Genomic DNA, 12,803 nt, shown 5'->3' on the forward strand with positions numbered 1-12,803 from the left:
AATGATAACGATCCGGCGCTGATGCGTCGGATCGACGAACTGTTCCTGACCTGGCCATTCCTGGGATCGCGCCGGATGACGGCGATGCTGCGGGCTGAAACCCTCACAAAAACCGCCGACGCTGCAAGCGAGAAACTCTGGTCGGGCTACGCCCTCCCGACGTTCCCCGCTTGCAGCGCAAAGTGGCCTACTTTTACCCCGCCGTCTGGCAGGTTTTTGCGCCGTCGTTGACAGACGGCGGGCAATCAGGGACGGCGTGACGTTGTTCCATCTTGCGCTGGCCTACGGGCCAGACAGGATGAACCTGCGCTCGGCCGCGACCTGGACGGGCGGCCAGAATATCCCCCTCTGTCCGACGACGACGGGAAGATCTCAGCCTTTATTTTCTGGCAGAATCATGGGCTGGCTATTGATGAGGGTCGCCATCAGGTTGCGCGCGATCTGCGCCTCAGGTAATGGGAAAATGGCCCACACATGGCACTGTGCCTGAAATTCGAAATAATTAATCGAGCGACTTTCCTGTTCAAATCTGGCGACCAGTTTCTGGCTATCTGCAAGAAAGATGTCGTGCGTTCCCTGAAAAATCGACAGTGGCGGGAAATCGGAAAAGCTGCCGTAAATCGGGCTTATCCGAAAATCACGCAAATCGTTCGTCCCCGCATAGGCTTGCCCTGCCTGCACGAGTCCGCGCGTGCCGAGCAGATGATCACGATCGTCGATTGCGTCCATCGCCGGATTAGACACCGTAACATCGAGCCAAGGCGACAGAACGATAACCTGTTCCGGTAGAGGGCGTCCGTCGTTACGGAGTTTCTGGACCAAGCCAAGACATAACCCTCCCCCCGCGGAGTCACCCATGACGACCACCTGATCGGAGGCTATGGTCTCGACAAGACGACCATACGCCGTTTCTACACAGGCATAAACATCCTCCAATGTGGAGCCTGGGGCGAGCGGATAGTCGGGTACGACAATCGTCGCGCAAGTGTGACGACACAAATCCTCGAGAAATGCCCAGTGTCTGGAGGTTATGTTCATGACGTAACCTCCGCCATGAATGTAGAAAATTACCTTGCTCGATGGTGCGTTCCTGGGCGTCAAAGTCCAGACGGTGCGGTTCTTCGCCAGATCGGTCGTGATATTGCAGAGATCGCTCAGAGACTGCGGAATGGGAGCCGCAGTCGTAATATTATCCATTCCGGCGAGCTGCTTCAGCAATTTCGGATCGACGCTGTTCGCCATGACTGCGACAAACAGCCCCTTCACGCGATTCTCGTAAAGCTGCTTCTGAAAATCTGCAGCTTCGTTACTGAGAGTTTCCCTGTGGAAATATCTTATCCCAAGACCTTCCATTGCGTTTCGTTCCTTTTCCCATGGGCTCACGACGTCGAACGTCTTTCCAATTTCCAAAGCGGCTGCACATAGCCGCCTCTGTCTGGAGAACGCACCATCAGGACCGGAATTCCTGACTCGTGGAAACACGGTTTTTTAATATCACAAGATTTTATTGAAGGAGATTCATCAGCGTGCCCCGACAAGGTCATCCACCGATCGCGCTGAAATGCCGATCGCGTCCAGATCCAGCACGATCTGGCCGGGGGCGGCGCCGGGGGCGTCGAGAAAGACATCGACGAACAGCCCCTCGATCGCTGCCGGGTCGTGAGCGATCCGATGATAGCGGCCCGGCTCAGCGCGCCCGAGTTCCAGCCGGTTCAGCGTGCTCTTGCCCGTCAGTGCCGGATCATGCCGAAGCCGATCGTGATCGACCAGATCCTCATACCCAAGCGCAATCCCCACCACGCGCTGGAGCACCAGGGAGCGAACGTCATGCTCGACAAGATGGGTGATGTCACGTTGACTCGACGACTTTGTGGACATTCTGGCTGCGGGGTTTTCAGGCCGTGATGGTGGTTGCGACGCTCCACTGGGCGAACGCCCGGACGCGGTGGAGGTGACGGGAAAGCGCGGTGTCGACAGGGCGGGCCGCGCCCTGCCTGCGCAACAGGCGTGTCGGCAATCTCTTCGCTGCCCTGGCATTGCGTCGGCTTTTTTGCAGGATCTCGTCGAGCAGGCAGCCGTCCTGATCGACTACCCGCCACAGCCAGTGCGGCTGGCCACCCACCACGATGCGGACCTCGTCGAGATGCCAGACATCACCCGGTTTCGCCGTCCTGCGCCGCAGGCTCCGGGCGGAGGCGGCGCCAAATCTGAGGCTCCAGCGGCGGATGGTCTCGCAGGAGACGATGATACCGCGCCCGAGCAGCATTTCCTCGACCGACCGAAAGCTCAGCGGGAAGCGGAAATACAGCCACACCGTGTGCGCGCTCAGCTTCCGGGGAAAACAGTGCCGCCTGTAGCTCACGAAAGGCGCGCTCATCATGGATGCGCGATCCGTTCAGGCGGGTGATTTCATGAGATCCTCTACAAATGCCGCGAATTGACGTGCCTTCGCGGTCATCATGCGTCCGGCCGGGAAAACCGCCCAGAGATCGATGGGAGGCAACGACCACCCTTCCAGCACGCGCACGACATCGCCGCTTTCCAGTTCCGGCGCGAACATCCAGTCCGACGTGATGGTCAGGCCCATGTCCGCCAGTATCGCGGCGCGCAATCCTTCGGCGGCGCTGACGCGCAGTCGTCCCGAGACGGAGACCGACGCCGCCGCCCCATCCCGCGTGAACGACCAGACGCGCGGCAACTGACTGTAGATGACGGTGTCATGGTTCGCGAGATCCGCCGGATGTCGCGGCAGTCCCGCGCGCGCCAGATACGCGGGCGTTGCGATGACCGATCGCCGGCCGGTCGCGATTTTTCTTGCAACGGCTGTGGAATCGGAAAGCGTGCCCATGCGCAGGGAGATATCGACACCTTCCGCCACGAGATCGATCATCCGGTCGTCGAGGAGAAAATCGACATCGAGCTGCGGATGCGCCGCCAGAAATTCGGGTAATTTCGGAATCACATGCAGGCGGGAAAATGTTGTCGCCGCCGATACCCGCAATCTTCCGGACAGCCCGACACCCGCGCCCTTGGCGGCGAGTTCCGCCTCGTCCGCCTCCTGGATGGCGTTGCGCGCCCGCTCATAGAAGTTCTGGCCCGCCTCGGTCGGCGTCAGCCCGTGCGTCGTGCGGATCAGCAGGCTGACCTGAAGCCGGGCTTCGAGCTGCGCCACGGTCTTGGAAACCGCCGGCTGGCCCACACCGAGATGACGCGCCGCCGCTGAAAACGAGCCAGTCTCCACCACGCGTACGAATGTGGTCATCGCCTGATATCGGTCCATGCCATTCCTCCGAGGAATGACCTTTATCGCCCTGACACGGCTGCCATGTCGAGAGTCATGGAAGATATTGTCTTCTTCACCCGGACAGGCCGGGCCCGAGAGAAAGAAGACCCGATGTTCGGACCACTCATCGCCGCAGCGTCCGAACCGGCCGTTGCGCACGGCATGCTCGCCCTCCAACTCACCGGCAGCCCGCTTCATGCCCTGTTGGCGCTGCTCGGACATGCCCTCTCCAGCCCGCAGGCCAATCATGAAGGAGAAAACGACGATGCTTGATGTCTATGCTTTCGCGACGCCCAACAGCGTCAAGGTGCCGATCGCGCTGGAGGAACTGGAACTGCCCTATACGCTGCACGGCGTGAATGTGCGCAAGGGCGAGCAGAAGACGCCGGAATTCCTCAGGCTGAATCCCAATGGCAAGGTGCCGGTGCTCGTCGACACGCCCGAGAGCGGCGATCCGTTCGTCCTCACGGAATCAGCGGCGATACTCGTTTATCTCGCCGAGAAAACCGGGCGGCTCCTGCCGTCCGGCGGCGAAAAGCGCGCTCGCGTTTTCGAACAGCTCTTCTTTCACGCTTCCGGTCTGAGTCCGGCTTTCGGGCAATCGGGATTTTTCCAGCGCTTCGCCGCCGAGCCTCAGCCTCTTGCCATCGAGCGTTTCGCCAGCGAAGCGGCACGCACGATGGGCGTTCTCGACCGCGTGCTGGCGGACAGCCCATTCGTCGCCGGGGAAGATTTCACCATCGCGGACATCGCCCATTTCGGCTGGCTGTGGCGTCGTGGTTTCCCCAACGTCACATTCGACGACACGCCCAACGTCGCGCGTTGGTACGAAGCGGTCGAAGCGCGCCCGGCCGTGCGACGCGGCATCGCCCGCGTCGAAGCCCTCGTCCCGCAAGACTGACATCCTCCCGACCAAGGAAAACATCATGTCCATGCTTTTCACGCCTTTCAGAGCGGGCGCGCTGGTGCTCGACCATCGGGTCGTCATGGCGCCGCTCACCCGCATGCGTTCGGAAACCGGCGACAGGGCGGGCGTCCTCATGCGCGAATATTACACCCAGCGCACCTCGCAGGGTGGCCTCATCATTTCCGAAGCCACGCCCGTCGCCCGGGAAGGATACGGTTATGCCGGAGCGCCGGGCATCTATGACGACGCGCAGATCGACGGCTGGCGCACGGTGACCGACGCCGTGCATGCCGGCGGCGGCAAGATCGTCATGCAGCTCTGGCATGTCGGGCGGCAGTCCCACCACGATCTTCAACCGGGCGGCGGCGCACCCGTGGCGCCGTCCGCCATCCAGGCGGAGGGCCATGCCTACACACCGAACGGACCGGCACCGTTCTCGATGCCGCGCGCCCTGGAACTCCAGGAAATTCCCGGCGTGATCGAACAGTTCCGCCAGGGCGCGGCGCGGGCGAAAGAGGCGGGTTTCGACGGCGTGGAAATCCACGGCGCGAATGGCTACCTGCCCGACCAGTTCCTGCAGGACGGCACCAACCATCGCACCGACGACTATGGCGGCCCGATCGAAAACCGCGCGCGCTTCCTGCTGGAGGTGACGCAGGCGGCCACCGACATCTGGGGCGCGGATCGTGTCGGCGTGCGGCTGAGCCCGAGCGGCACGTACGGTTCGATGTCCGACAGCGATCCGCAGGAAACTTTCGGCTATGTCGCGGAGAAACTGGACGAGATGGACATCGCCTATCTCCACGTCGTCGAGCCGCGCATCAAGGGCACGGAACTGGTCGCCGAGAGCGATGCCGTCGCGGCCCGGACTCTGCGCCGCGTCTTCAGGGGCACGCTCATTGCCGCGGGGGGATTCGACGGCGTCAGTGCCGAGGCGATCATCCGGGCGGGCGAGGCGGATGCCGTCGCGTTCGGGCGGGCGTTCATCAGCAACCCGGATCTGCCGGAGCGCCTGCGACGCGACCTGCCGCTGAACCCCTATGACCGTTCGACCTTCTACGGCGGCGGCGCGCATGGCTACACCGATTATCCGGCGCTCGAATCCGTCGGCTGAAATTCCATTCCGACTCGGGAACGACAGATCGTCGCCCGGGCCTGTCACGACACTCCACAGAGGAAACGACCCATGTCCCTTCAGGCAAAACTCGACGCCTTCAAGGCCGATTTCGAAGCCGGCAAGCCGCCCTACAACGTCCCGCATTCGGTCATCGAGGTGATGCACCGCGCCACCGCCGAACTGATCGCCTCCGGCGCTGCCGACAGGGCGCTCAAGGCAGGCGACAGGGCTCCGGTCTTCACGCTGGACGACCCGGAAGGCAATCCGGTTTCCTCCGCCGATCTTCTGGCGGAAGGTCCGCTGGTTATCAGCTTCTATCGCGGTGTCTGGTGCCCTTACTGCAACATGGAACTCCAGGCGCTCGAAGCCGCCCTGCCGTCATTCCGCGCACTCGGCGCGAGCCTGATCGCCATTTCGCCCCAGACGACCGTGAACAGCCGCAAGTCGGTGCGCCAGAACGAACTGGATTTCCCGATCCTGTCGGACACGCATAACGATGTGGCGGCGAAATTCGGCCTGCGTTTCGCGCTGCCGGATTATCTGGTCGAACTCTACCGGAACCTGAAGAACGATCTGCCGGGCTTCAACGGCGACGAAAGCTGGACCCTGCCGATGCCCGGCCGCTTCGTGATCGGCCGGGACGGCGTGATCCTCTACGCCGAGGTCAACCCGGACTACACCCGCCGCCCCGAGCCGGAAGACATGCTCCCGGCCCTGCGCAAGGCCGCGAACGTCTCGGCCTGACCCGCGCGATCATCGGGCGGGTCAGGCATGGCGCCGACCCCGCCGAAAAAAATAGAAAGCGAAATGAAGCGATGACACCACGAGAAAAAGGCAACGCCGCGACCCGGGCGCTGATGGGGGCCGAGCAGTCCGAGCGTCTGGCCAATGCCGCTCAGTCCGGCACGTTCGGCGCAGATATCGCCGGATATGCGGTCGATCATGTCTTCGGCGACATCTGGACGCGCGATGGTCTCGACCAGCCGCGCCGAAGCCTCATCACCATGACAGTCATGGTGGCGCTGCGACAGCCGCACGAATTCGGTCTGCATATGAATTTCGCGCTCGACCACGGCATGAAGCTGCGCGAGATCGAAGAAGCGCTGATCCAGATGCTCCCCTATGTCGGATTTCCAGCCATTTCGAGCGTCCTGCCGATCGCCACAAAAATCATAGCCGAGCGTGGGCTGGACAAGACGGCCGATTATGCGGGCCATCGCGGCCTTCTCTGAAACAGGGCAGGGGGGCCGCAGGCACCGGAACGCGACATGACCCTGTCTGCGGTTCCTTTTTCGCTTCCTCCCGCTCCCCCCCCTTCACTCTTGGAGACCCGACAATGCAACGAACCTTTCTGATTACCGGCGCCAGCAAGGGCATCGGTCTGGCTCTGGCGCATAATCTGGCGAAGCAGGGTCATCGCATCGTCGGTCTGGCGCGCAATCGCACGGACGGCTTTCCAGGCACCCTTGTGCAGGCGGACCTTGCCGACAGCGACGCAACGGCACGCCTGTGCACCGAGCTTGCTGAGCACTACGCTTTCGACGGCGTCGTCAACAACGTCGGCCTCGTCAGAGCGCAATCTCTTGAAGAGGTTTCCCTGTCCGCCCTCGACGAGGTCATGCGGGTCAATCTTCACCCCGCTGTCCTGACGGCGCAGGCCCTTCTGCCCGGGATGAAGGCGCGTGGTTGGGGACGCATCGTCAACATATCCAGCCTGACAGCCCTTGGAGCCGTGCAACGGACCGCCTATGCCGCAGCGAAGTCGGCACTGATCAGCTTTTCGCGGGGGTGGGCTCTCGAACTTGCCACGACCGGGATCACGGTCAACACCGTCGCTCCCGGCCCGACAGAGACCGAATTGTTTCGTGCCAACAACATGCCCGGCAGCGATGGTGAAAAACGCTATCTATCGGGCATCCCCATGAAACGGTTCGGAAGACCGGAAGAAGTGGCGGCGGCGATCGCGTTTGTGCTGTCGGAAGACGCATCGTTCATGACGGGACAGACCCTGCATATCGACGGCGGAGCCTCGATCGGAAAAGCCTGAAGCGCTTCTGGTGCTCGATCCGGTCTCTGACGGATCCCCGCTCGTCTCCACAACAATCTTCATTTTCCTCACCACGAGCATCCCGGCCGACATATCGAAAAAAAATGCCCTATGTCGGATTTCCCGCCATTTCCGGTGTGATGCCGATCGCCACCAAAATCGTGGCCGAGCGTGGTCTGGACAAGACGGCCGATTATGCGGGCCATCGCGGCCTGCTGTGACCGCATTATTCGAAGGATTCAGACATGTCGAAACTTGACGGAAAGATCGCCCTCGTCACCGGCGGCAGCAGCGGACTCGGGCTGGCGATGGCCAGACGCTTCACCGAAGAAGGCGCGTTCGTCTACATCACCGGTCGGCGACAGAGCGAACTCGACAAGGCGGTGGCCTCGATCGGCGACAATGTCGCGGGCGTGCAGGGCGACGTTCAGCGGAGCGAGGATATCGACCGGCTGGTCGAGCGGATTCGGGCAGAGAAAGGGCGGATCGACGTTCTCGTCGCCAATTCCGGGATGGTCGCGCCTCAGCTTCTGGCGGATGCGACGGACGAGAATTTCGACCGGACGTTCGGCGTCAATGTCCGTGGCGTATATTTCACGGTCGATCGGGCGTTATCGCTGCTCGGGCGCGGAAGCTCGGTCATTCTCGTCTCTTCGATCGCCGCGAACAAGGGCGTCCCCGGCTATGGAACCTACAGCGCGAGCAAGGCGGCCGTTCGCAGTTTTTCAAGAACGTGGACCGCCGAACTGCTGGAGCGCGGCATCCGCGTGAATACGCTCAGCCCGGGACCGTTCGACACGCCGATCATGGACGGACAGGCCGATACGCCGGAGGGCGGAGACGCGGTGCGGGCAAAATGGGCTGCCGCCGTGCCGATGAAGCGGCTGGGCCGGCCGGAAGAACTCGCCGCCGCCGCGCTGTTCCTGGCCTCGGACGAGAGCAGCTATGTCGCCGGCATCGATCTGATCGTTGACGGGGGCGCCTCCGCACTCTGATCTGTCGTCTGGAATGTGCCGCATGGCGGCGGAGGTCGCGCTCGTGCTGGAAGAGACCGGCCTCCCTGAAGCCTTCCTCCCCTGTCGAACCTTCTGCTCGCCTCCCACGCAGCAGGACAGCCCGCTCGCGTGACCGGAACGGATGGTGTATCGGACGGCGATGCAGCGCACGCTTCGCCCGTTCGACCATGTCATCCCTGCGGCGGCCGACCGTCCGGCAAAAGAGCGCGGCGTCCGGCCCCGTGGCGTAGTGCCGCGATGACTCCCGGTCAGTTCGGCGTGCTCGGCCATCAGGACCGGCGTGACTGGCCGCCCTTGGCCGCCGACGAGGCGCGCGCCGTGCTCGGACGGTACGGGCTGGAGACGGAGGACATCCTCTGGCACGGGCAACGGCCGTTCTCCGCGACGGGGCTGGTGCGGCTGGTCTCCGGCGGCCGCGTGTTCCTCAAGCGGCATGACCGCCGCCTGCGGGACATGGCGGCGCTGGCGGAAGAGCAGGATTTCGCCGCCTGGCTGGCGCGGCAGGGCGTGCCGGTGACGCTGCCTTTGCGGACCCGGGACGGGACGCGCGCAGTGGAACGGGACGGATGGAGTTACGAGGCCTATCCCGCGATCGAAGGGGCCGACCGATATCGCGACGTGCACTCCTGGGGGGCCTATGCGAGCGAGGAGGATGCGCGCGCCGCCGGGGCGATGCTCGGACGCGTGCATCAGGCGGCGCGGGGATATGACGCGCCCGCGCGTGGCCATCGCCCCCTGATCTCCACGCTTGGTCCCTTGGGTGGCCCAACTGACGGCGCGTCCGGGAACGGCGCGCTGCGCGATTGGGCCGCGGCGGAGCCGGGAGTGCTCGCGGCGCTTCAGGGAAAAAACTGGCATGAGGACGTTGCGCGCGCGCTTCAGCCCCATGAAGCGCGGCTCGCCCCGTTGCGTGCAGCCATCGAACCGCTCTGGGGCCATGGCGACTGGCACGGCTCCAACCTCTTCTGGGACGGCGCTGCGCCCCGCGTGGCGGCGGTCATGGATTTCGGCATGGCGGACCGGAGTTGCGCCCCCTTCGACCTCGCCGTCGCCATCGAACGTCACGCCGTGGCATGGCTCGACCTCACCACGCCGCATCCGGTGCGCTTTTCCCAACTGGCGGCGTTCCTCGACGGCTACCGGACCGTTCGCGCCCTGTCCGCCGTCGAGAAATCACTCGTCATCGCCTTCCTGCCGCTCTGCCATGTCGGTTTCGCCCTGTCCGAAGTGGGATATTACGGCACGCTGCTGGGTGACACGGCCTCGGCGGCGGTCGCCTATGACTCCTATCTGCTCGGCCATGCGCGCTGGTTCGAGGCGGATGAGGGGCAGAACCTGCTCGACTGGCTGGCGAGGCATCTGTGAGCCTGACCGAATGGCTGGCCGCGGCGCTGAGCGCGCTGGGCGTGGCGCTCACCGCCCGGCGCTCCCTGTTCTGCTGGCCTGTCTCGCTGACGGGAACGCTGCTCTACGCCTGGGTCTTCCTCGATGCGCGGCTCTACGCGGACATGGCGTTGCAGATCGTGTTCTGCGGCTTTCTCGTCTATGGCTGGCTGCACTGGGCGCGGGCGGCGGCGCTCGTCGTCGCCCGGCCCGGCGCGCGCGGGATCGTGCTCGGCATGACGGCGGGGCTGATCGGGGCGGCGGTCTGGGGCGCGATGCTAGCGCGCTGGACGAACGATCCCGCCCCCTTCGCCGATGCGGGGCTGAGCGCGTTCAGCCTCGTGGCGCAATACTGGATGGCGCGCCGATACCGCCTCTGCTGGCCCGCCTGGGTGGTGATCGACGCGCTTTACGTGGCATTGTTCCTGTCACGCGGCCTCATGCCGACCGCCCTGCTCTATGGCGGATTCGTCGGCCTCGCTCTGGACGGCTGGCGGCGGTGGCAGCCGGAGCAGGGCGCTCCAGCGGGCCAGGATTGAGTCGCGGCAGAACGTCCGGGCGCGGGCGCGCGCGCCTTCGGACATCCGGCAGCGGGCGGCGGGGTCCGCCATGAGCGTCAGCAGCGCCTCGGCCAGCGCCGGCACGTCGCCTTCCGGAACCAGCATTCCGGAGACGTCCCGGGCGATGATTTCGCCGGGGCCGGTTTCGCAATCGAAGGCGACGGCGGGGACGCCATGCGCCGCGGCCTCCAGCAGCACCATCGGCAACCCTTCGCGGCGCGAGGAGGCGGCGAAGAGTCCGGCTTCTTCGTACAAGGCGAAGGCATCGGCCCGAGGCGGATGAATCGCCACGCGGGCCAGCGACGCGCTTTGCTCGTCAAGGCGCGCGCGATCCGGCCCGTCACCATGAATCGTCAGACGCCACTCCGCCCCGCGCGGATCGGCCTCGACCAGCGCCCAGGCGGCGAGCAGGCGCTCGAATCCCTTCTGCGCGCAGAAGCGCCCCAGCGCGAGCACCGTGCGGCGGCCGATGCCATAGGGCGTCGCGACGACTGGCGGAGCGATGTTGGCGATGGCCGTCAGACGCGCGCGCGGCCGCGCGCCCTCGCGCCAAAGATCGAGATCGCGCTCGGTCAGCGTGACCACATCATCCGCATAACGCGCCGCGACGCGCCGCCCCCACCGGCGCTTGCGCTTGCCCAGATCCGTGTGGAAATTGAAATGCTCCCAGACGATGACGCGGCACCCGGCCAGCCGCGCGGCCGGAACGGCATAAAGCGCATGGGTGGATTCGACCGCGACCAGCGTGTCGATCCTGCGCCGTCGCAGGTCCCGCGCGAGAGACAGCACGAGGCGCGGCCAGCTCGCGAGCAGGGAGACGCTCCGATCCGACAGCCGGTGCGTGGTGATGCGCGAATCAAGCCCGAACACCGCCGGACCGCGCGAACACACCTCGTAAAGATGCAGTTCCGCCTGCTCCACAAGCCCGTTCATGACCGCGCATGTGGAGCGTTCCGTGCCGCCGAGCGCGTTGATGTGCTGGATCGTGAAGGCGATGCGGCGCGTCGTGGCACGGGCCGGGGTGGAGGGCTTTGCACCTTCTTTTTCTGAAGAAAAAGAAGCAAAAAGACTTTTGATCCTTTGCCGACGGGGCCTCACTGCGAGACTCACCGGCCAGATCGAAAAAGTTTTCTGGTTCTTTTTCCCGAAAAAGAACAAAGACGCATCCCAACAATGATCCAATGCCATGCGTCCGCTTCATGGCATCTTCCGGCGCCTGCCCGCAATCCTGTTTTTGAATCCGGGGAAGAAATTAACCGTCTCTTGCAAACAGTTACTTGGAGATCGCGACCTCGTTCTGGTCTCATGACCTTTTGCCGGGGCGAGATTCTGTGCCTATGCCGGTATTTGCCAGCTATCGGAGCGCATTTCATCCAGACGTGACGCCGTGCGCTCGAAGATGCGCGCGTTCTCGCCCGCCTCATAAAGCGATTCCGGCCAGCACGCGGCGGAGACGAAGAGCAGCGTATGACGCTCGTACAGCACGTCGATCAAGGTGATGAAGCGGCGGGCGATATCGTAACGGTCGGGGTCGAGCCGCGGGATGCCGTCGATGATGATGACGGGATAGGCGTCGGCGAGCCGGATGAAATCGCCGGGGCCGTACATGTTGGCGCAGAGATCGTCGAAGGAGAAGCGCGCCACCTTCCCGCCCGCCTGCGGCACATGCAGGCTCCGCGACCCCAGTGAGAGCTCGGCCGGCGCGGGGGCTTCCGTCGCGTATTTGGCGAAGATCGCGTCCAGCTTCGCGCGCGCCTCGGCATCGGCGGGGATGAGCCACGCCTCGTCCGAGTCCTCGCGACCGCGCCGGTAATCCCGCGCCGATTGCAGCAGGACGACCTGCATATGCCGGGCGAAGGCGCGGATATAGGGCAGCATGACCACCCGGCCCTGATGGCCCTTCAGCAGGTTCTCGGGCTCGGTGTTGGAGGTGGCGACGAAGGTCACGCCGAGTTCGATCAGCATGTTGAGCAGGCGCAGGATCACGACTGCGTCGGACATGTCATGCATCTGGAATTCGTCGAAGCAGATCAGGCTGTAGCGTTCGGCGATCTTCTCCGCGAGATCGGCCACCGGATCGTCCGGCTTGCGCGGCAGGCGCTGGATGGCGTGCAGCGCCTTGTGACATTCCTGCATGAAGGCATGGAAATGGATGCGGCGTTTTTTCTGCACCGGGACGAGTTCGAAGAACATGTCCATGAGCATGGACTTGCCGCGCCCGACCTCGCCGACGAGATAGACACCGTCCACCAGTACCGGAATGGAGCGGGAGAACCGCGCCAGCAGCCCTTTCGCGCCGGATGTTTCGCGCGCCTTGTCCGTCAGCCGCACCGCGAGCGCGTCCAGCGCGCGGGCGGCCTGCGCCTGCGCGTCGTCATGCTGGATGAGACCGTCCCGCACGCCGGCCGCATAGGCTTCGGACAGGGTGGCATTGGCGGGCATCAGCGCCTTGACGAGCTTGAAGGACATGAAGACGGTCCGTATTCCTGA

General features: G+C 64.1%; 15 protein-coding genes and 2 pseudogenes. 11 read left to right on the plus strand and 6 right to left on the minus strand.

Annotated elements, in window-relative coordinates:
- On the plus strand, positions 1-231 hold a 231-nt coding region (locus tag EDC31_RS17725; protein ID WP_165920204.1), incomplete at its 5' end, for a transposase.
- A 141-nt stretch (positions 232-372) separates the two neighbouring features.
- Here EDC31_RS17725 and EDC31_RS12415 read toward each other — a convergent pair.
- From EDC31_RS12415 to EDC31_RS12430, 4 genes and pseudogenes are all read right to left on the minus strand, one after another.
- Positions 373-1,353, minus strand: coding sequence for an alpha/beta hydrolase fold domain-containing protein (locus EDC31_RS12415; protein ID WP_052512633.1), 981 nt, complete (start codon positions 1,351-1,353; stop codon positions 373-375).
- 216 nt (positions 1,354-1,569) lie between these two features.
- Positions 1,570-1,854, minus strand: a pseudogene (locus EDC31_RS12420) (transposase); the annotation flags it as partial.
- 133 nt (positions 1,855-1,987) lie between these two features.
- Positions 1,988-2,408: pseudogene (locus EDC31_RS12425) on the minus strand (IS6 family transposase); the annotation flags it as partial.
- Positions 2,396-3,280: a LysR family transcriptional regulator gene (locus EDC31_RS12430; RefSeq protein ID WP_042060703.1), complete on the minus strand. Its 885-nt coding sequence runs from the start codon at positions 3,278-3,280 to the stop codon at positions 2,396-2,398. The pseudogene EDC31_RS12425 and the gene EDC31_RS12430, both read right to left, overlap by 13 nt.
- Positions 3,281-3,394: 114 nt before the next feature.
- Here EDC31_RS12430 and EDC31_RS17730 point away from each other — a divergent pair, with 114 nt between their 5' ends.
- From EDC31_RS17730 to pnuC, 9 genes are all read left to right on the plus strand, one after another.
- Entirely contained in the window at positions 3,395-3,556 is a 162-nt protein-coding gene (locus EDC31_RS17730; protein WP_158310349.1) for a hypothetical protein, read from the plus strand.
- Positions 3,549-4,184 (plus strand): glutathione S-transferase family protein, encoded by a 636-nt coding sequence (locus EDC31_RS12435; RefSeq protein ID WP_042060704.1) that lies wholly within the window; start codon positions 3,549-3,551, stop codon positions 4,182-4,184. Before EDC31_RS17730 ends, EDC31_RS12435 begins: the two co-directional genes overlap by 8 nt.
- A gap of 25 nt (positions 4,185-4,209) precedes the next feature.
- Complete coding sequence (locus EDC31_RS12440) at positions 4,210-5,304, plus strand: alkene reductase (protein WP_042060706.1); 1,095 nt, start codon at positions 4,210-4,212, stop codon at positions 5,302-5,304.
- A 72-nt stretch (positions 5,305-5,376) separates the two neighbouring features.
- On the plus strand, positions 5,377-6,051 hold the full coding sequence (locus tag EDC31_RS12445) for a peroxiredoxin-like family protein (protein ID WP_042060709.1): 675 nt from the start codon (positions 5,377-5,379) through the stop codon (positions 6,049-6,051).
- A 71-nt stretch (positions 6,052-6,122) separates the two neighbouring features.
- Positions 6,123-6,539 carry a carboxymuconolactone decarboxylase family protein gene (locus EDC31_RS12450; protein WP_042060710.1) on the plus strand — a complete coding sequence of 139 codons (417 nt, stop codon included), beginning with the start codon at positions 6,123-6,125 and terminating at the stop codon, positions 6,537-6,539.
- A gap of 104 nt (positions 6,540-6,643) precedes the next feature.
- The gene (locus EDC31_RS12455) at positions 6,644-7,354 is read left to right on the plus strand and encodes an SDR family oxidoreductase (protein ID WP_042060712.1); all 711 of its coding nucleotides are present in this window, start codon (positions 6,644-6,646) and stop codon (positions 7,352-7,354) included.
- A 245-nt stretch (positions 7,355-7,599) separates the two neighbouring features.
- The gene (locus EDC31_RS12460) at positions 7,600-8,349 is read left to right on the plus strand and encodes an SDR family NAD(P)-dependent oxidoreductase (RefSeq protein WP_042060714.1); all 750 of its coding nucleotides are present in this window, start codon (positions 7,600-7,602) and stop codon (positions 8,347-8,349) included.
- Positions 8,350-8,607: 258 nt separating this feature from the next.
- On the plus strand, positions 8,608-9,735 hold the full coding sequence (locus tag EDC31_RS12465; protein WP_042060780.1) for a phosphotransferase enzyme family protein: 1,128 nt from the start codon (positions 8,608-8,610) through the stop codon (positions 9,733-9,735).
- A complete protein-coding gene (gene pnuC, locus EDC31_RS12470; protein ID WP_042060716.1) occupies positions 9,732-10,292 on the plus strand; it encodes a nicotinamide riboside transporter PnuC in 561 nt (186 codons plus the stop codon). The genes EDC31_RS12465 and pnuC overlap by 4 nt, the downstream gene beginning before the upstream one ends.
- Here the strand turns inward: pnuC and EDC31_RS12475 are convergent.
- Complete coding sequence (locus EDC31_RS12475) at positions 10,182-11,246, minus strand: glycosyltransferase (protein ID WP_239641725.1); 1,065 nt, start codon at positions 11,244-11,246, stop codon at positions 10,182-10,184. The two genes, pnuC and EDC31_RS12475, sit on opposite strands and share 111 nt — an antisense overlap.
- On the opposite strand from EDC31_RS12475, the gene EDC31_RS18195 reads away from it, so the two are divergent.
- A complete protein-coding gene (locus EDC31_RS18195) occupies positions 11,245-11,490 on the plus strand; it encodes a hypothetical protein (protein WP_239641726.1) in 246 nt (81 codons plus the stop codon). The genes EDC31_RS12475 and EDC31_RS18195 overlap by 2 nt on opposite strands.
- A gap of 158 nt (positions 11,491-11,648) precedes the next feature.
- Here EDC31_RS18195 and zapE read toward each other — a convergent pair whose 3' ends face one another.
- On the minus strand, positions 11,649-12,782 hold the full coding sequence (gene zapE, locus EDC31_RS12480) for a cell division protein ZapE (RefSeq protein ID WP_042060720.1): 1,134 nt from the start codon (positions 12,780-12,782) through the stop codon (positions 11,649-11,651).
- Between the last annotated feature and the right edge of the window lie 21 nt (positions 12,783-12,803).

Source organism: Acidomonas methanolica (genome assembly GCF_004346035.1).
Lineage (GTDB): Bacteria > Pseudomonadota > Alphaproteobacteria > Acetobacterales > Acetobacteraceae > Acidomonas > Acidomonas methanolica.

What these genes read in the sequence shown, in the direction of transcription:
- EDC31_RS12475 (WP_239641725.1), bottom strand. Translation starts at nt 11,246, where the DNA reads ATGAACGGGCTTGTGGAGCAGGCGGAACTGCATCTTTACGAGGTGTGT.
- EDC31_RS12455 (WP_042060712.1), top strand. Translation starts at nt 6,644, where the DNA reads ATGCAACGAACCTTTCTGATTACCGGCGCCAGCAAGGGCATCGGTCTG.
- EDC31_RS18195 (WP_239641726.1), top strand. Translation starts at nt 11,245, where the DNA reads ATGACCGCGCATGTGGAGCGTTCCGTGCCGCCGAGCGCGTTGATGTGC.
- EDC31_RS12460 (WP_042060714.1), top strand. Translation starts at nt 7,600, where the DNA reads ATGTCGAAACTTGACGGAAAGATCGCCCTCGTCACCGGCGGCAGCAGC.
- EDC31_RS12415 (WP_052512633.1), bottom strand. Translation starts at nt 1,353, where the DNA reads ATGGAAGGTCTTGGGATAAGATATTTCCACAGGGAAACTCTCAGTAAC.
- EDC31_RS17730 (WP_158310349.1), top strand. Translation starts at nt 3,395, where the DNA reads ATGTTCGGACCACTCATCGCCGCAGCGTCCGAACCGGCCGTTGCGCAC.
- EDC31_RS12440 (WP_042060706.1), top strand. Translation starts at nt 4,210, where the DNA reads ATGTCCATGCTTTTCACGCCTTTCAGAGCGGGCGCGCTGGTGCTCGAC.
- zapE (WP_042060720.1), bottom strand. Translation starts at nt 12,782, where the DNA reads ATGTCCTTCAAGCTCGTCAAGGCGCTGATGCCCGCCAATGCCACCCTG.
- EDC31_RS12430 (WP_042060703.1), bottom strand. Translation starts at nt 3,280, where the DNA reads ATGGACCGATATCAGGCGATGACCACATTCGTACGCGTGGTGGAGACT.
- EDC31_RS12465 (WP_042060780.1), top strand. Translation starts at nt 8,608, where the DNA reads ATGACTCCCGGTCAGTTCGGCGTGCTCGGCCATCAGGACCGGCGTGAC.
- EDC31_RS12445 (WP_042060709.1), top strand. Translation starts at nt 5,377, where the DNA reads ATGTCCCTTCAGGCAAAACTCGACGCCTTCAAGGCCGATTTCGAAGCC.
- EDC31_RS12450 (WP_042060710.1), top strand. Translation starts at nt 6,123, where the DNA reads ATGACACCACGAGAAAAAGGCAACGCCGCGACCCGGGCGCTGATGGGG.
- EDC31_RS12435 (WP_042060704.1), top strand. Translation starts at nt 3,549, where the DNA reads ATGCTTGATGTCTATGCTTTCGCGACGCCCAACAGCGTCAAGGTGCCG.